Genomic DNA, 17,046 nt, shown 5'->3' on the forward strand with positions numbered 1-17,046 from the left:
GAACCTCTCGGTGCCCTCGGTCGGCCGGTGATACATCCACGACAGCAGACCCAACGCGAACATGTTCTTGCTGCGCTCGGCCTCCTTGCGGGACAGGTCGAACTCCTTCAGCGCCTCCACCGTCAGCGTGGTCAACGGCACCGGATGCAGGCCGTAACCCTCCAGCGAACCGTCCTGAAGCGGCGAGGCCTCGTAGCCGACCTTCTGCAGCGCACGCCTGGTGAACTCGTCCGTGTTCACGATGATCTCCGCACCGCGCGGCAGATCACCGATGTTCGCCTTCAACGCGGCCGGGTTCATCGCCACCAGCACGTTCGGCGCATCCCCCGGGGTCAGGATGTCATGATCGGCGAAATGGAGCTGGAACGACGACACACCCGGCAGCGTGCCGGCAGGCGCCCGGATCTCGGCGGGGAAGTTGGGCAGGGTGGAGAGGTCGTTGCCGAACGACGCCGTCTCCGAGGTGAACCTGTCACCCGTGAGCTGCATACCGTCACCCGAGTCCCCCGCGAACCGGATGATCACCCGGTCCAGGCGCCGCACATCCTTGACGCCGCCCGGTTTGCGCTGCTCTCCGACGACGGCTCCGTCGGCCTGCTCCGCCTGGCTGCTGACCTGGCTGGTCACTGAACTGGACCTCCTTCGAGGCGGCTGTCCGGGGCGTGGTCGTCCCACGGACCATCCCAGGATCAACACTACGTCGGTTAGGGTCGCCTTCCCGAGGCCATCCACAGATTGGACGACATCGAGTCGGCCTGTGGCGCTTTCGATTCGGCATGAATCTGCGGTGTCAGGGTGTCTCCCTGGTCGTGTCCTCCGGCCTTCCACCCGGGTACCCGGCCTCCCCGTGGAGGCCGGATCGGCCGACACCCTGCTGACACAGTGTCTTTCGGTCAGGAGTTCAGATAGGTCAGCACGGCCAGAACACGCCGGTGGTCCCCGTCGCTCGGCGCCAGCCCGAGCTTCAGGAAGATGTTGCTGACGTGCTTCTCCACGGCTCCGTCGCTGACCACCAGCTGCCGGGCGATCGCCGAGTTCGTGCGCCCCTCCGCCATCAGCCCCAGCACCTCGCGCTCCCGCGGGGTCAGCCCCGCCAGCACGTCCTGCTTGCGGCTGCGGCCGAGCAGCTGCGCGACCACTTCGGGGTCCAGCGCCGTACCGCCCTCGGCCACCCGCACCACTGCGTCCACGAACTCGCGCACCTCGGCGACCCGGTCCTTGAGCAGATAGCCCACGCCCCGGCTGGAACCGGCCAGCAGTTCGGTGGCGTAGCGCTCCTCCACGTACTGCGACAGCACGAGCACGCCGAGCCCCGGATGCGCCTTCCGCAGCCGTACCGCCGCCCGGACGCCCTCGTCGGTGTGCGTCGGCGGCATCCGTACGTCCGCCACCACGACGTCGGGCAGCTCGCCCTGTGCGTCCAGGTCGGCGATGGTCTTCACCAGGGCCTCCGCGTCCCCGACGCCGGCCACGACATCGTGCCCGCGGTCGGTCAGCAGCCGGGTCAGGCCCTCCCTGAGCAGCACTGAGTCCTCGGCGATGACCACGCGCACCCTGTCCTCCACGATCTCCCGGCCCCCAAGCCCAAGCCCGATCCCGATCCCGATCCAGCCTCCGACGACTGTCGTCCGTACGGAGGTCCGGCATTCGAGCGTACGAAGGTCCAGCATTCCAGCATCGGGTACGCGCCGCTCGCCGCATCAGCACAATCCCGCCTCCGAGGTGGGGCGGGACGGCGCTGGTGCGGTGAATACGGGATCTTCTTCACAGCGAGTCGCTGGTCGCGGTTCGCGGGTCGGTCACCGATCGGTGGGCTTCGACGGTTTCAGGCCCTCGCGTCAGGTTCGCCAGGGCAGTTCCGCGATCACCCGGGTGGGGCCGCCCGCCGGGGAGTCCACCACGAGGACGCCGTCCACCGCGTCCAGGCGGCCGGCGAGACCGGCCAGGCCCGAGCCGCGGGAAGCGTCCGCGCCGCCGACGCCGTCATCGGTGACCTGCAGCATCAGGCGGTCCTCCGCGCGCCACACGTCGACCGAGGCGGAGCGGGCCCGGCTGTGCTTGCTGATGTTCTGCAGCAGTTCGGAGACCGTGAAGTAGGCGATGCCCTCGATGGCCGGCGCGGGGCGGGCCGGCAGATCGACCTCCACCCGCACCGGCACCGTGCAGCGGGAGGCGACCGAGGACAGGGCCGCGTCCAGGCCCCGGTCGGTCAGTACGGCCGGATGGATGCCGCGGGCGAGGTCGCGCAGCTCCTGCAGCGCCGTCTTCACCTCGCCGTGCGCCTCGTCCACCATCCGCGCCGCCGCCCGCGGATCCTCGTGGAGCTTCTCCTTCGCCAGCCCCAGGTCCATGGCCAGGTTGACCAGCCGTGCCTGGGCGCCGTCGTGCAGGTCCCGCTCGATGCGCCGCAGATCGGCGGCGGCCGTGTCGACCACCACCCCGCGGTCCGACTCCAGCTCCACCACCCGAGCCGACAGCGGCGACGGCCCCAGCAGGCCCCGCACCAGCAGCCCGTCCACCGTCGTCAGGGCCCGTACGATCCACGGCGTGGCCAGCGTGAACAGCAGCCCGACCAGCGCGGTCACGGTGATCTCGAAGGGGTTGTCGAGATAGACGCTGTGGTGCTCGTCGCCGTACAGCTGGATGCCGCCCTGGCCGGCATAGGCCGGGAAGACCCAGAACCACAACGGGTAGGTCAACAGCGTCCAGCCCATCGTCCACAGGCTCACCGCCACCGAGAACGAGAACACCGCCCACGGGAACTGCACCAGCGCGTACAGCAGGTTCCGCCAGGACGTGCCGCTCTTGAGCACCGCGCCCATCCAGGCCAGCGCGCCCGGCTTGCGCATCCGCAGCGGCACCGGCTCGGCCACCTCCAGCCGCAGCAGCCCGCGCGCCCGCGCCCGCTCCAGCGCGCCGAAGCCGCGGCAGCCGGCGAGCGCCGCCGCGAGCACCGGGACGCCGAGAAAGGTCACCAGCAGGCCCGCGCCGAGCGACGCCATGGTCACCGTCCAGGTGAACAGCGCGATCGAGAGCGGCAGGCTCAGCAGGACGTAGCCGAACTCGCGCCAGCTGCGCGCCTCGAACGGCGCCCGCAGTGCGGGGGGCAGCCGATGGCCGGTTCCGGCGGGCTGTCCCTCCCCGTATCCGTACCCGTGTCCGTACTCCGTGGCCATCGATTCCGTCCCGTTCTCCTCGTCCCAGCGGCGGTTCAGCCGCATCTCCAGGGTCGTGCGGCGGGGGTCTCCGGGCCATGGAGTCCGTCGGCGTCTTGGGGCGGGGGTTTTCCCCACCTCCTGCCTCCGGCGGTCGGGCCGTTTGACCGGTGCGGTTGGTTTCTTGGTGCGGTTGGCTGTGGGTGGCTGTGGGTGGCTTTGTGCGGGATAGGCGCGGGGGTTCTGCTGTGGGGCGGCTGCGGGGGCGTTGGGGTTGCCCGCGCCCGCGCAGGGGCAGCCGCATATCAGACACAGCCCCGCGCCCTTGGGGGCAGCCGCCGCACCCGCACGCGAGCCCTAACCCCCGCACCCGCACGGGCGCCCTAACCCCCGCACCGGCATGCGGAACCGCGGCCGCCGCACACGTATACGAAGCCGTCGGCTACTCCGTCCGGTCCCGCCACGGCAGCTCGGCCGTGACCACCGTCGGGCCGCCCGCCGGGGAGTCGAGCACGAACAGGCCGTCCACCGCGCCCAGCCGGTCCGCGAGGCCGCGCATGCCGGTGCCGCCCTCGAGGCGGGCGCCGCCCCGGCCGTCGTCCCGGACCTGGATGAGCAGCCGGTCCTCCGCGTGCCACACGTCGACCGAGGCGGAGCGGGCCCGGCTGTGCTTGCTGATGTTCTGCAGCAGTTCGGAGACCGTGAAGTAGGCGATGCCCTCGATGGCGGGCGCCGGGCGGTCCGGGAGGTCCACGGTCACCTTCACCGGCACCGTGCAGCGGGTGGCGACCGAGGACAGGGCCGCGTCCAGGCCCCGGTCGGTCAGTACGGCCGGATGGATGCCGCGGGCGAGGTCGCGCAGCTCCTGCAGGGCCAGCTTCACCTCGCCGTGCGCCTCCTCCACCATCGTCGCCGCCGAGTCGGGATCCTCCAGCAGCTTCTCCTTGGCCAGACCGAGACCCATGGCCAGGTTGACCAGCCGCGCCTGGGCTCCGTCGTGCAGGTCCCGCTCGATGCGCCGCAGATCGGCGGCGGCCGTGTCGACCACGACCCCGCGGTCCGACTCCAGCTCGGCGATACGGCGCTCCAGCTCGTCCGAGGGCGACAGCAGTCCGCGCACCATGAAGCGGTCCACGTTCGCCAGGCCCCGCGCCAGGTACGGCAGCACCGGCCACAGCACGAACAGCGAGGTCAGCACGGTGCAGAAGGTGAGGATGCCCCAGGGCAGCCGGATGAGGTCGTACAGCAGCGTCCGCCAGCCCACCGGGTCCTTCAGCGCCATCCACAGCCGCTGCATCAGCCCACCGCCCTTCGCGAGCGGTAGCGGAGTCGGCTCCTCCACGCGCACCCCGAGCAGCCGTCGCGCGCGGGCCCGCTCCAGCTTTCCCAGCTGCCGGGCGCCCAGCAGACTGAGCGCGAGCAGCGGAAGACCGATGACAGTGATCGTCAGGCCCCCGCCGACGGACAGCACGGTGATCGCGTAGACGAACCCGAACACCGTCACCGGCAGGTTCAGCAGGAGATGCAGGATCTCCTTCCATGTGTGCGCGTCGTACGCCGGCCGGATGGGCGGGAGACGGTCGGTGCCGTCGGCCCGGCCGACGGCGGAGCTGGTAGCGGTCATACCGGTCAGCCTGCCGTGCCCGGCACCCTGCGCGCCATGCGGTTCGCCGCCCTGCGCCGACGGGGGAAAACCCCACCCCGCACGCCTCGCCCGGCTCCTCCACCTGTCCCATGGCGTGACTGGCTGCTTACCGGTTCTTTATCAGGGCCTAGACTCCGGTGCGTACAGATCGTCGAATCACGCTGCATCGCAGAGTGCCCCCTCGTGCACGAGGGCGTACGACGGTGCACGAGTTCACTAAGGTCACGGGGTCAGAGAGCGAGGGACGAACGGTGCGGGAGACGTTGGGGCACTCGACGGCCGCCGCGGCGAACGTCATCGCGGCCGGCTACTTCCGGTCCTATTCGGTGGTGGGCCTGCTCGCCCTCATCGGCGTGCTGTTCGTCGCCGTCGCCTTCGGCGCGGGCCGTCTGCTGCGTCCGGTCGTGCCGACCCCCGAGAAACTCCTGACCTACGAGTGCGGCGTCGACCCCGTCGGCGAGGGCTGGGCCCACACCCAGGTCCGCTATTACGTCTACGCCTTCCTGTACGTGATCTTCGCCGTCGACTCGATCTTCCTGTTTCCCTGGGCGACGGTCTTCGCCGCCCCCGGCTACGGCGCGACGACGCTCGTGGAGATGTTCGTCTTCCTCGGCTTCCTCGCCGTGGGCCTGCTGTACGCATACAAGAAGGGCGTCCTGGCATGGACGTGAACCCTGAGCCTGTTTACCTGCCGGAGCCCAAGCGGCTCGGCGCCCTGGCCCGCCTGGCCCCCGAGCCGATGAAGGTGGTCCTGAACTGGGGACGCCGCTACTCGCTCTGGGTCTTCAACTTCGGCCTCGCCTGCTGCGCGATCGAGTTCATCGCCGCGTCGATGGCCCGCCACGACTTCATCCGCCTCGGCGTGATCCCGTTCGCACCCGGGCCCCGCCAGGCCGACCTGATGGTGGTGTCGGGCACGGTCACGGACAAGATGGCCCCGGCCGTCAAGCGCCTGTACGAGCAGATGCCCGAGCCGAAGTACGTCATCTCCTTCGGCGCCTGCTCCAACTGCGGCGGCCCCTACTGGGACTCCTACTCCGTCACCAAGGGCGTCGACCAGATCATCCCGGTGGACGTGTACGTCCCCGGCTGCCCGCCGCGCCCCGAGGCGCTGCTCCAGGGCATCCTCAAGCTCCAGGAGAAGATCGCCCGAGAGTCGCTTGGGGAGCGGTACGGCGAGTCCCGGCCGTCCGCGGCCGCGCTGACCAGCGACCTGGTGAAGCCGCCCGCCCCAGCCGGTGAGGGGGATGGCCGATGAGCACCGTCGGCTGGCTGCCCGCCCCGGTCGAGGACCTCTTCGGTACGGACGCCACGGCCGAGGAGTCCTACGACCTCCTGACCGTGGACGTGCCGCCGTCCTCCTGGCTCACTGCCCTGGAGACGGCCCGTACGACCCTGGGCTGCACCTACTTCGACTGGCTGAGCGCGGTCGACGAAGCGGGCACGGGGTTCCGCGTGTCCGCCCACGTCGTCGCCCTGGGCCCGGTCCGCCGCCTCCTCGTCCGTACGACCGTCCCGCACGAGGCGCCGACGTTGCCCTCCGCCGTCGGCGTCTACGCGGGCGCCGCCTGGCACGAGCGCGAGACCCACGAGATGTTCGGCGTGGTCTTCGAGGGCCACCCGGGGCTGGAGCACCTGCTCCTCCCGGAGACCTTCGAGGGCCACCCGCTCCGCAAGGACTTCGTCCTCGCCGCGCGCGTCGCCAAGGCCTGGCCCGGCGCCAAGGAGCCCGGCGAATCCGAGCACGGCGGCCCGAAGCGCCGCCAGATGCTTCCCCCGGGCGTGCCCGACCCCAACGAGTGGGGCCCCCTGAAGGGCCAGCTGCCCCCCGCCCCGGCCCGCCCGGCACGCGGCGCGGGCCGCGCGGCGGGCGAACGCCCGGCAGCGCGCGCGGGCGCGGCCGGCGACCGACCGGTACGACGGACCCGCACGGCGGCACAGGGCTCGGCCAGCCAGACAGACGAGGCTGTCGGAGCTGGGACCGAGACCGGGGCTGCCGAGGCTGCTGGCGCTGGCGGAGCTGCTGGGGCCAGCGGGACTGCTGGGGCCAGCGGGACTGGTGGGGCCAGTGGGACTCATGGGGCTGATGAGGCTGCTGGTACTGCCGGGGTCGCCGGGACCGGCGGGACTGCCGGAGCTGGCGGAGCTGCGGGTGCTGCCGGTGCCCGGCCGCGGCGGATGCGGAGTGCCAGCGAGGGCTCGGCGAGCCAGACGCGCGCACCTCAGGACGCGGCCGAGCTCAAGCAGACCGCTGCCGAGGGCGACGCGACGGGTGCCGAAGCGGCGGAAGGCCCGGCCGCCGAGGCCTCCGTTGCCCACGAACCCAGTACCGCCCCGGCCCGTCCGCGCCGCGCCCGCAGCGCCTCGGAAGGCTCGGCCGCACAGCGAGCCCAGACCCCGGAACCGACAGCCCCGGCTACGGGCGAGCCGACGGGACTGGCTACGGGCGAGCCGACGGATCCGGCTGCCCGCGAGTCGACGGCCCCGGCTACGGGCGAGCCGACGGATCCGGCTGCCCGCGAGTCGACGGCCCCGGCTACGGGCGAGCGGGCGGCCCCGGCTCCTGGTGAGTCGGCGGCGCCGGACACCGCGGCTCGTCCCGCGCGCCGGAGCCCGGCCCCGCGCAGCTCGGACGCCCCATGGCACCACGCCCGCCCGGCCTTCGAGGAACCCGGGCAGACCCGCGCCGAGCCCGAGCGGACCCCCGCCGAACCCCGGCAGGCCGAGCAGCAACCCGAACCGCCCGCCGCCACCGGTGACGACCCGACCCCCGGCGACGTGCCCGCCACCCCCGACAACTCCACCCCGAACCCCGGCACCAACCCCGACTCCGACACCGACCCCGCTCCCGACCCCAACGACGACAACCCCGCAGGAGGCCCGCAGTGAACGGCGTGTTGGACGTCGCTCTGCGACTGCTGGCCGTGTTCGCCGTCTTCCTCACCTTCCCGCTGATCGTCGGCCAGACAGAGCACAAGGTGATGGCGCACATGCAGGGCCGCCTCGGCCCGATGTACGCGGGCGGCTTCCACGGCTGGGCCCAGCTCATCGCGGACGGCGTGAAGTTCGCGCAGAAGGAGGACGTGGTCCCGGCAGGCGCAGACCGCCGCGTCTTCCAGCTCGCCCCCGCCGTGGCCCTGCTGCCGTATCTCCTCGTACTGCTCGCCATCCCGATCGGCCCCAGCGAGGGCGCCGTCGGTCAGGTCCTGGACGCGGGTGTGTTCTTCGTGCTCGCGGTGATGGGCGTCGGCGTGCTCGGCTCGCTCATGGCCGGCTGGGCCAGCGCCAACAAGTTCTCCCTGCTCGGCGGCCTGCGCACGGCTGCCCAGCTGCTCGCCTACGAACTGCCGATGCTGCTCGCCGCCGCCTCGGTGGCGATGGCGGCGGGGACCGTCTCCCTGCCCGGCATCCTGCACGCCTTCCACTGGTGGTGGGTGCCCTGGCAGATCGTCGGCGCGGTCGTCTTCTTCGTCGCCGGACTCGCCGAGCTGCAGCGCCCGCCGTTCGACATGCCGGTCGCCGACTCGGAGATCATCTTCGGCGCGTACACCGAGTACACCGGACTGCGGTTCGCACTCTTCCTCCTCGCCGAGTACGCCGGGATCGTCGTCCTGTGCGGCCTGACCACCGTCCTCTTCCTCGGCGGCTGGCACGGCCCGTGGGGCCACGACGGCCTGGGCTGGCTGTGGACCTTGCTGAAGACCGCGATCCTCGCCTTCCTCGTCATCTGGCTCCGCGTCACCTACCCGCGCCTGCGCGAGGACCAGCTCCAGAAGCTGTCCTGGACCCTCCTCGTCCCCCTCTCCCTCGCCCAGATCGCCCTCACCGGCATCGTCAAGGTGGTGATCTCCTGATGGCCCCCATTCCCGGCTCCGGCCTTGCCAAGGGCCTGGCCGTCACCCTCCGCACGATGACCAGGAAGACGGTCACCGAGCAGTACCCGGACGCCCAGCCCGAACTGCCGCCCCGCACCCGCGGTGTGATCGGCCTGTTCGAGGAGAACTGCACGGTCTGCATGCTCTGCGCCCGTGAGTGCCCGGACTGGTGCATCTACATCGACTCCCACAAGGAGACGGTCCCGCCCGCCGTCCCCGGCGGCCGCGAGCGCAGCCGCAACGTCCTCGACCGGTTCGCCATCGACTTCTCCCTGTGCATGTACTGCGGTATCTGCATCGAGGTCTGTCCTTTCGACGCGCTGTTCTGGTCCCCGGAGTTCGAGTACGCCGAGACCGACATCCGCGACCTCACCCACGAGCGGGACAAGCTCCGCGAGTGGATGTGGACGGTCCCGGCCCCGCCCGCCCTCGACCCTGCCGCCGAGGAGCCGAAGGAGATCGCCGCCGCCCGCAAGACCGCCGAGAAGCTGGCGGCCGCACAGGCCGAGCAGCAGGAGCCGCAGGAGGGCGCGTCGTGAGCCTCGCCCCGACCGTGAGCCTGGCCGCGGGCCACCCCGGCTTCCTGTCCCCGACCGGCGTCGAGATCGCCTTCCTCCTGGTCGGCCTGGTCACCTTCGGCGCCGCGCTGGTCACCGTCACCACCCGCCAGCTGGTGCACGCCGCCCTGTGGCTGGTGGTCTCGCTCGGCGGCCTCGCCGTCGAATACCTGCTGCTCACGGCCGAGTTCATCGCCTGGGTGCAGGTCCTGATCTACGTCGGTTCCGTTGTCGTCCTCCTGTTGTTCGGTCTGATGCTCACCAAGGCCCCCATCGGCCGCTCCCCGGACGCCGACTCCGGCAACCGCTGGGCCGCCCTGATCGTCGCGGTCGCTGCCGCCGTCGCCCTGGTGTGGGTGGTCGTCGACGCCTTCCGCACCACCTGGATCGACCTGAACGGCCCGGCCGCCGGCTCCACCCGGGTCACCGGCGAGAGCCTGTTCCGCAACTGGGTGCTGCCCTTCGAGGCTCTGTCCGTGCTGCTCCTCGCGGCCCTGGTCGGCGCGATCGTCCTGTCCCGCAAGGCGAAGGCGGAGTCGAACCCTCGCCATGTGAACTCCCGAGGTGTCACCGAGAGTTCCCCCTCCGTCACGGATTCCGGAATTCACCCGGTCGAGCAGGAAGGCGCCCGCTGATGCACCTCGCCTACCCGGCCGTACTCTCCGCCCTCCTGTTCTGCACCGGCCTGTACGGCGTCCTCGCCCGCCGCAACGCGATCCTGGTCCTGATGTCGGTCGAGCTGATGCTCAACGCCGTCAACCTCAACCTCGTCGCCTTCGACGTCTGGCTCAGCCGGGCGGCGAAGGACACCCTGCACTCCGGACAGGCGCTGACCCTGTTCACCATCACCATCGCCGCCGCCGAGATCGGCATCGGCCTGGCGATCGTGCTCGCCGTCTACCGCAACCGCGGCACCTCCGACATCGACAAGCTCCGCGACACCGCCGAGGGACCCGGCACCGAGGGACCGGGCTCCTCCGCGGCCGAGAAGGCTGAGGCCACCGCGTGACCACGACCACCCTCGCCGTCCTCGTCCCCCTCCTGCCGTTCCTCGGCGCCGCGGCCGGACTGCTGCTGGGCCGCACCGCGCCCGGGTTCGTCCGCCCGCTCGCCGTGCTGCCGCCGCTGGCCTCGCTCGTCCTGGCCGCACTGGTCGCCGTACGCCAGGGCGGCGACCAGGCCATCACCGCGCACACCGAGCTGACGCCCACCGGCTCGGTCCCGATTGATTTGGCCCTGTACATCGACGGGTTCGCCGCGCTCGTCGCGATCCTGGTCGCCTTCGTCGCGGCCTGCGTGCAGATCTACTCGACCGGCTATCTGCGCGACGACCCGCGCTACCCCTCGTACGCCGCCCTAGTCTCCCTGTTCACCTCCGCGATGCTCCTGGTCGTCTACTCCGGCGATCTGATCGTGCTGCTGGTCGGCTGGGAAGCCATGGGCATCTGCTCCTACTTCCTGGTCGGCCACTACTGGGAGACCCCCGAGGCCCGCGCCGCCTCCCTGAAGGCCTTCCTGGTCACCAAGCTCGGCGACGTGCCGTTCCTCATCGGCCTGTTCGTGCTCGCCACCGACGCCGGCTCGTTCCGGATCACGCGCGTCCTCGGCGCCGTCGCGAGCGGCAACCTGCACCATCCGACGGTGGTCGCCCTGCTGCTCCTCGCGGGCGTCGCGGGCAAGTCGGCGCAGTTCCCGCTGCACACCTGGCTCCCGGACGCGATGGCCGGCCCCACGCCCGTCTCGGCGCTGATCCACGCTGCCACGATGGTCGCCGCCGGCGTCTACTTCGTCGCCCGCCTCCTTCCGGTGTTCGAGGCCTCCCAGGCCGCGATGCTCGTGCTGGCCGTCATGGCCGCCGTCACGATGGTCGGCTCCGGTCTCGCCGCGCTCGCCCAGGACGACATCAAGCGCGTCCTCGCCTACTCGACGATCGGCCAACTCGGCTACATGACGGGCGCCCTCGCCGTCGGCGACCGGGGTGCCGCCGTCTTCCACCTCCTGTCCCACGGCGCCTTCAAGGCGCTGCTGTTCCTCGCGGCCGGCGTGATCATCCACGCCGCCGGCACCAACTCACTGGCCGCCATGTCCCGCATGCACGGCCTGCGCGACCGCGTCCCGGACGCCTACTGGACGATGACCGTGGCGCTCCTCGCGCTCGCCGCGATCCCGCCGTTCAGCGGCTTCTTCTCCAAGGAATCCGTCCTCGGCGCCGCCGAGCACGTGGTCGACGGCCACCCGGACCACGCCCCCTGCGCCGCCGGCTGGATCGTCCTCGTCGCCGGTCTGCTCACCGCCCTGCTCACCGCCGCCTACGCGACGCGGCTGTGGCTGCTGGCCTTCCGCGGCCGGGGCGCCGAGGCCCCCGACCACGGCCGCCAGCCGCTGACGATGACCGCGGTGCTGTGGGTCCTCGCCGTACCGTCCCTCGCCTTCGGCGGGCTCGCATACCGCGCGCTGCCCGGCTGGTTCGACGGCCGCGACCTGACCCCGACCCTGCTCACCTCCATCCTCGGCACGGGCCTCGCCCTGGTCGGCGGGCTGCTCACCTACGGCGCCTGGCAGCGCACCACCCAGCTCGCCGCCCGGGTCCCGCTGGGTGCGGTCGCCGCCCATCCGGAGCAGGACGCCGGGCTGGTCGAGGCCGAGGCCATCGCCACCCACGCGCCGGCCTACGGCGACATCGCCTACGCGCCCGACCCGGCGGACCCATCGCGGCTGCTGCTCGGTCCGCTGCGCCGCCACGCGGCCGTCGGCTTCCACCTGGACGCCGTGTACGCGGTGCTGTTCGTCCGCCCGGTGCAGGCCGGAGCGAGCCTCGTCCGGTTCCTCGACCGCGAGGTCGTCGAGACCTACGTACAGGGCGCGGCCGGCCTGCCCCGGTTGCTCGGGGCCGCCGTACGGCGCGCCCAGACAGGCAATGTGCAGACCTATGTGAGCGCGCTGCTCGCCGGCACCGTCGTCCTGGCGGTCGCCGTCGTCCTCGTCGCCACGGGAGCGTGAGCAGGCGTGATCGATATCAACGAGTCCGTGATGCAGTTCCTTCTGGCATTCGTCGTCGTCGGCCCGCTCCTCGGCGCCGTCGCCGCCCTTCTCCCGGCCCCGCCCGGGCTGAAGGGGAAGTCGCCCGAGCAGGCCGTGCTGCGGCACGGCGTGACCGTGACCGGCGCGATCCTCATCGCCGCGATCGTCCTCGCGCTCGGCTTCGACCAGGGCCATCCGTCGAGGATGCAGGCCACGACCGACATCAGCTGGATCCCCGCACTCGACGTGCGGATCCACCTCGGCATCGACGGCATCTCCCTCCCCCTTGTCGTCCTGACCGCGCTGCTGACCTTCCTCTGCGCGCTGTACTCCTACTTCAAGCCGCCCGCGGGCGGCTCCCCGAAGGCGTTCGTCGCGCTGCTGCTCCTGCTCGAGTCCGGCACCCTGGCGACCTTCGCCGTCCTCGACCTGCTGCTGTTCTTCCTCGCGTTCGAGATGGTGCTCATCCCGATGTACTTCCTCATCGCCCGCTGGGGCGGCGAGGGTCGGACCCGGGCCGCCTGGAAGTTCATCCTGTTCACGCTGCTCGGATCCGTCGTCATGCTGCTCGGCCTGCTCCTGATCGGTATCAAGGCGGGCACGTTCGACATGGTGGCACTCGCCACTGACAACGGCCGGTCGCTGACCGCATCCGTGCAGGTCATCGCCGTTCTGGCGATCGGGATCGGGCTTGCGGTGAAGTCGCCGATGTGGCCCATGCACAGCTGGCTGCCCGACGCCCACACCGCCGCGCCGACCGTCGGCTCGGTCCTGCTGGCCGGTGTCCTGCTCAAGATGGGTACGTACGGGTTCGTCCGGATTCTGCTGCCGATCGCGCCGCACGGCTTCCACACCTTCGCGCCGTACCTCGCCGCGTTCGCCGTGGTCGGGATCATCTACGGGTCCCTGGCCTGCCTGGCCCTGGCCAAGCGCGGCGCCAAGGGCGATCTCAAGCGGCTGATCGCCTACTCCTCCGTCGGCCACATGGGCTTCGTCCTGCTGGGCATCGCCACCATGACCCCGACCGGCGTCAACGGCGCCCTGTTCGCCAACATCGCCCACGGCCTCATCACCGGTCTGCTCTTCTTCCTGGTCGGCGCGCTGAAGGACCGCACGGGGACGACCGACCTGGACACCCTCGCCGAGGAGACCGGCCTCGCCCTGTACGGCAAGGCGCCGCGCCTCGGCGGGCTGCTCGCGTTCGGCGCGGTCGCCTCCCTCGGCCTGCCCGGTCTCGCCGGGTTCTGGGGCGAGATGCTGGCCCTGTTCGGCGCGTTCAAGCCCGCCGCCGACCTCAGCCGGCCGGCCTTCCTCACCTTCATGGCGATCGGCGCGTTCGGCACCCTGCTGACGGCCGCGTACATGCTGATCGTGGTCCGCCGCGTGTGCATGGGCGGCGCGGAACAGGAGGTTCCGAAGCTCGCCGACGTCCACGGCTACGAGTTCGCCGCCTGGACCCCGCTCGTCGCCCTCACCGTCGTCGCCGGACTGTGGCCGAGGACGTTGCTCGGCCTGACCGACCCGGCCGTGCACCAGCTCCTCGCAGGAGGCACCCGATGAGCGCCCAGCCCCTCGCCGAGTCGCTGGTCCAGTCCGTCGACTGGCTCGCCGTCGCCCCGCCGGTCATCGCCGCCGCGGTGGGACTCGGCGTCCTGGTCGCCGACCTGTTCCTGCCCGAGGCCCGCAAGGCCGTCCTCGGGTGGGTCTCGGTCGCGGGACTGGCCGTGGCCGTGCTGATGCTGCTGCCCCTCCTCGACGGCGACCGCAGCACCTTCTGCCTGACCGGCGGCGCCACGCGCGCGTGCAGCTACACAGCCGACCACTTCACGCTCGTCATCCAGTTCCTCGTCCTCGGCGGCGCGCTCCTCGCGGCCCTGCTGTCCGTCACGAACCTCACGGACGACCAGCGGCGCGTCCCGCCGGGCGAGTTCTGGTTCCTGCTGCTGTCCTCGGCGGCCGGTGCCGCCCTGCTGCCGGCCTCCCGGGACCTGGCCACCCTGATCGTCGCCCTGGAGGTCGCCTCCCTGCCAGCCTTCGCCCTCGTCGGCATCCGGCACGGCGACGAGCGGTCCTCCGAGGCCGCCCTCAAGTTCTTCCTGTCCTCGGTGACGGCCACCGCGGTCAGCCTGATGGGCATCAGCTTCGTCTACGCCTCCACCGGCACCCTCTACCTCGCCCAGGTCGCCCAGCGCCTGCCCCACGTCGGCGGACAGCTCCACACGCTCGCCCAGGCGGGTGTCGTCCTCACCCTGATCGGCTTCGCCTTCAAGACGGCCGCCGTCCCCTTCCACTTCTGGGTGCCCGACACCTACGTCGGCGCGCCGCTGCCCGTCGCCGCGTACCTGTCGGTCGTCGGCAAGGCGGTCGGTTTCTCCGGGCTGATCCTCGTCACCGTCGTAGCGTTCCCGTCGTACGCCGACGTCTGGGGCCCCGCGCTCGCCGCTCTGGCCGCGCTCACCATGACCGTCGGCAACGTCGGCGCCCTGCGCCAGCAGGCCACGCGCGCGTACAGCGCCGTACGGCTGCTCGCCTGGTCCTCCGTCGGCCAGGCCGGCTATCTGCTGGTGCCGATCGCCGCCGCCGGCTACGCCAGGGACCCGCAGAAGGCGATCGGCTCCACGGTGGCCTACGCGCTGATGTACGGCGCAGTGAACCTCGGCGCGTTCGCGGTGGCCGCCGTGGTGGGCCGCAGCAGGGCCCTGAACCGGATCAGCGACTACCGGGGCCTGTACGCCACCAACCCGCTCACCGCGCTCCTGCTGGCGTTCTTCCTGCTGTGCCTGGCCGGGCTGCCGCCGGGGATCATCGGGCTGTTCGCCAAGGTCACCGTGTTCTCGGCAGCCGTGGACGCGGGCCTCGGCTGGCTCGCCGTCGTCATGGCCGTCAACGTGGTGATCGCCCTCTTCTACTACCTGCAGTGGACGGCCCTGCTGTTCCGCGCCCCCGAGGGCGAACCCGCCCGGCACCGCGTCCCGGCCCCCCTCACGGCCGCCCTCACCCTCACCGGCGTGCTCGGCGTCGCCCTGTCCGGAGCACCCCAGCTGGTCCTCCGTTTCGCGGCGACCGGACTGTTCTGAGGACCCGGCCACACGCGCACGGGGGCACCCGTAGCCTCCACGCGCGCGTGGCCGTACGCGCGCCCTCACCCATACGGCGCCGGCGCGCAGCCGTAGCCATCAGGGAACTCGCAGTCGCCACCTGGCGTTGTCACAAGCGGGAGGGTCCACTGGATCAAAGTGTTCCCCAGCTGCACGACTTGGAGGGCGCACGGTGCACCGCCGGCACAACGGGCTCAGGACCGCAGTACTCCTCGGGGGACTGTCCGCACTCATCATCGTCATCGGCAGCTTCTTCGGCCGCACCGGTCTGGTGGTCGCGGTCCTGGTGGCCCTCGGCACGAACGCGTACGCCTACTGGAACAGCGACAAGCTGGCGCTCCGCGCGATGCGCGCCCGACCGGTCAGCGAGTTCGAGGCCCCGGCGCTGTACCGCATGGTCCGCGAGCTGTCCACGCAAGCCCGCCAGCCCATGCCCCGGCTGTACATCTCGCCGACGGAGGCCCCCAACGCCTTCGCCACGGGCCGCAACCCGCGCAACGCGGCCGTGTGCTGCACCGAGGGCATCCTGCGCCTGCTGGACGAGCGCGAGCTGCGGGGCGTCATCGGCCATGAGCTCAGCCACGTCTACAACCGGGACATCCTCATCTCCTCGGTGGCCGGCGCGCTCGCCTCGGTGATCATGTTCCTGGTGAACTTCGCCTGGCTGATCCCGGTCGGCCGCTCGGACGACGACGAAGGCCCCGGCCTGCTCGGCATGCTCCTGATCATGATCCTCGGCCCGCTCGCCGCCAGCCTCATCCAGCTGGCCATCAGCCGCTCCCGCGAGTACGAGGCGGACGCCTCCGGCGCCCAGCTCACCGGCGACCCGCTGGCCCTCGCCAGTGCCCTGCGCAAGCTGGAGGCCGGTACCCAGCAGCTCCCGCTGCCGCCCGAGCCGCGGATCGAGACGGCCAGCCACATGATGATCGCCAACCCGTTCCGTGCAGGTCAGGGGCTGACCAAGATGTTCTCCACGCACCCGCCGATGGCGGAGCGCATCGCCCGGCTGGAGCAGCTGGCAGGCCGCCACCGGTGACGGCCCCGTCCCCGCGGGTGCTCGCATGACCTGGTGAGCAGGTCGATGCGACCGAGGCCTGGTCATCGACGCGTTCGCACGGGTGCCCCTTAACGGGTGCCCCTTATATGCATGGAAATATGCATCGAAATCGTGAAGGCCGACGCTCGCGTGGTCGTGGCCGGCGTCGACACGTATGCGGGGTTCCGGGCGTGACCGGGAGAAGCAGCACGAGCACGCCGAACGCGGCTCGGGCAGCCGTTCCTCCAGGGAGCGGGAGGAGTGAGCAACCCGATGCCCGTGTATGTGCACGCGATCACCAAGAACTCGCATCCGCTGGATCTGACCAGCCCCAGGGCGTGGGCGCATCACCCGCCGAGCTGCGCGTGGTGCGCGGCGACCCGCTGTGCGCCGCTTTCGGCGACACCCCGGACGACCTCGCGGTCACACGCCGGGACCTGGAGGCGCACCACGGGGTCGTCGATCGCCTGCGGGGCGAAGGCACCGTCCTTCCACTGAGCTTCGGGTACGTCGCCCAGGACGAGGACGCCGTACGCGCCGTACTCCAGACGCGTGCCGAGGAACTCGCGCAACACACCGACGAGTTCGCCGGACGGACGGAATTCAACGTCAAGGGCCTGTGCGACGAGGACGCGCTGCTGCGCGGCATCCTCGAGACC

Annotated in this window: 15 protein-coding genes and 1 pseudogene; 12 read left to right on the forward strand and 4 right to left on the reverse strand. The window is 71.5% G+C overall.

All coding sequences use genetic code 11. From position 1 onward, the window contains the following. The 4 genes from ACWGJ5_RS17620 to ACWGJ5_RS17635 all read right to left on the reverse strand — a co-directional run. Positions 1–627 (reverse strand): 2-oxoacid:acceptor oxidoreductase family protein (locus ACWGJ5_RS17620; protein ID WP_453310612.1); only part of this gene is annotated, 627 nt, incomplete at its 3' end. Between the two features lie 266 nt (positions 628–893). After that, a complete protein-coding gene (locus ACWGJ5_RS17625) occupies positions 894–1,553 on the reverse strand; it encodes a response regulator transcription factor (RefSeq protein ID WP_308280789.1) in 660 nt (219 codons plus the stop codon). Between the two features lie 285 nt (positions 1,554–1,838). Continuing rightward, positions 1,839–3,176 (reverse strand): sensor histidine kinase, encoded by a 1,338-nt coding sequence (locus tag ACWGJ5_RS17630; protein WP_453310820.1) that lies wholly within the window; start codon positions 3,174–3,176, stop codon positions 1,839–1,841. Between the two features lie 421 nt (positions 3,177–3,597). Continuing rightward, positions 3,598–4,779, reverse strand: a complete 1,182-nt coding sequence (locus ACWGJ5_RS17635) for a sensor histidine kinase (protein ID WP_453310613.1) — start codon at positions 4,777–4,779, stop codon at positions 3,598–3,600. Positions 4,780–5,051: 272 nt separating this feature from the next. On the opposite strand from ACWGJ5_RS17635, the gene ACWGJ5_RS17640 reads away from it, so the two are divergent. From ACWGJ5_RS17640 to ACWGJ5_RS17695, 12 genes and pseudogenes are all read left to right on the forward strand, one after another. Next, the gene (locus ACWGJ5_RS17640; protein ID WP_453310614.1) at positions 5,052–5,471 is read left to right on the forward strand and encodes an NADH-quinone oxidoreductase subunit A; all 420 of its coding nucleotides are present in this window, start codon (positions 5,052–5,054) and stop codon (positions 5,469–5,471) included. Continuing rightward, on the forward strand, positions 5,462–6,058 hold the full coding sequence (locus ACWGJ5_RS17645; RefSeq protein WP_228621291.1) for an NADH-quinone oxidoreductase subunit B: 597 nt from the start codon (positions 5,462–5,464) through the stop codon (positions 6,056–6,058). The genes ACWGJ5_RS17640 and ACWGJ5_RS17645 overlap by 10 nt, the downstream gene beginning before the upstream one ends. Then, the gene (locus tag ACWGJ5_RS17650; RefSeq protein ID WP_453310615.1) at positions 6,055–7,689 is read left to right on the forward strand and encodes an NADH-quinone oxidoreductase subunit C; all 1,635 of its coding nucleotides are present in this window, start codon (positions 6,055–6,057) and stop codon (positions 7,687–7,689) included. Before ACWGJ5_RS17645 ends, ACWGJ5_RS17650 begins: the two co-directional genes overlap by 4 nt. Continuing rightward, positions 7,686–8,654 carry a complex I subunit 1/NuoH family protein gene (locus ACWGJ5_RS17655; protein ID WP_453310616.1) on the forward strand — a complete coding sequence of 323 codons (969 nt, stop codon included), beginning with the start codon at positions 7,686–7,688 and terminating at the stop codon, positions 8,652–8,654. The genes ACWGJ5_RS17650 and ACWGJ5_RS17655 overlap by 4 nt, the downstream gene beginning before the upstream one ends. After that, positions 8,654–9,214, forward strand: a complete 561-nt coding sequence (locus ACWGJ5_RS17660) for a NuoI/complex I 23 kDa subunit family protein (RefSeq protein WP_453310617.1) — start codon at positions 8,654–8,656, stop codon at positions 9,212–9,214. The genes ACWGJ5_RS17655 and ACWGJ5_RS17660 overlap by 1 nt, the downstream gene beginning before the upstream one ends. 14 nt (positions 9,215–9,228) lie before the next feature. Beyond that, the gene (locus tag ACWGJ5_RS17665; protein WP_453310821.1) at positions 9,229–9,867 is read left to right on the forward strand and encodes an NADH-quinone oxidoreductase subunit J family protein; all 639 of its coding nucleotides are present in this window, start codon (positions 9,229–9,231) and stop codon (positions 9,865–9,867) included. Then, positions 9,867–10,241 (forward strand): NADH-quinone oxidoreductase subunit NuoK, encoded by a 375-nt coding sequence (gene nuoK, locus ACWGJ5_RS17670; RefSeq protein ID WP_153539358.1) that lies wholly within the window; start codon positions 9,867–9,869, stop codon positions 10,239–10,241. The genes ACWGJ5_RS17665 and nuoK overlap by 1 nt, the downstream gene beginning before the upstream one ends. After that, positions 10,238–12,232 (forward strand): NADH-quinone oxidoreductase subunit 5 family protein, encoded by a 1,995-nt coding sequence (locus ACWGJ5_RS17675; RefSeq protein ID WP_453310618.1) that lies wholly within the window; start codon positions 10,238–10,240, stop codon positions 12,230–12,232. Before nuoK ends, ACWGJ5_RS17675 begins: the two co-directional genes overlap by 4 nt. 6 nt (positions 12,233–12,238) lie before the next feature. Then, a complete protein-coding gene (locus tag ACWGJ5_RS17680; protein WP_453310619.1) occupies positions 12,239–13,813 on the forward strand; it encodes an NADH-quinone oxidoreductase subunit M in 1,575 nt (524 codons plus the stop codon). After that, the gene (locus tag ACWGJ5_RS17685) at positions 13,810–15,330 is read left to right on the forward strand and encodes an NADH-quinone oxidoreductase subunit N (protein ID WP_453310620.1); all 1,521 of its coding nucleotides are present in this window, start codon (positions 13,810–13,812) and stop codon (positions 15,328–15,330) included. The genes ACWGJ5_RS17680 and ACWGJ5_RS17685 overlap by 4 nt, the downstream gene beginning before the upstream one ends. Before the next feature lie 193 nt (positions 15,331–15,523). Beyond that, positions 15,524–16,387 (forward strand): zinc metalloprotease HtpX, encoded by an 864-nt coding sequence (htpX, locus tag ACWGJ5_RS17690; protein ID WP_453310621.1) that lies wholly within the window; start codon positions 15,524–15,526, stop codon positions 16,385–16,387. 119 nt (positions 16,388–16,506) lie between these two features. Further along, positions 16,507–17,037, forward strand: a pseudogene (locus ACWGJ5_RS17695) (GvpL/GvpF family gas vesicle protein); the annotation flags it as partial. Positions 17,038–17,046: the final 9 nt, after the last annotated feature.

This window comes from Streptomyces sp. NPDC054783 (assembly GCF_053611725.1).

What these genes read in the sequence shown, in the direction of transcription:
- ACWGJ5_RS17660 (WP_453310617.1), top strand. Translation starts at nt 8,654, where the DNA reads ATGGCCCCCATTCCCGGCTCCGGCCTTGCCAAGGGCCTGGCCGTCACC.
- ACWGJ5_RS17650 (WP_453310615.1), top strand. Translation starts at nt 6,055, where the DNA reads ATGAGCACCGTCGGCTGGCTGCCCGCCCCGGTCGAGGACCTCTTCGGT.
- ACWGJ5_RS17685 (WP_453310620.1), top strand. Translation starts at nt 13,810, where the DNA reads ATGAGCGCCCAGCCCCTCGCCGAGTCGCTGGTCCAGTCCGTCGACTGG.
- nuoK (WP_153539358.1), top strand. Translation starts at nt 9,867, where the DNA reads ATGCACCTCGCCTACCCGGCCGTACTCTCCGCCCTCCTGTTCTGCACC.
- ACWGJ5_RS17635 (WP_453310613.1), bottom strand. Translation starts at nt 4,779, where the DNA reads ATGACCGCTACCAGCTCCGCCGTCGGCCGGGCCGACGGCACCGACCGT.
- ACWGJ5_RS17630 (WP_453310820.1), bottom strand. Translation starts at nt 3,176, where the DNA reads ATGGCCACGGAGTACGGACACGGGTACGGATACGGGGAGGGACAGCCC.
- ACWGJ5_RS17645 (WP_228621291.1), top strand. Translation starts at nt 5,462, where the DNA reads ATGGACGTGAACCCTGAGCCTGTTTACCTGCCGGAGCCCAAGCGGCTC.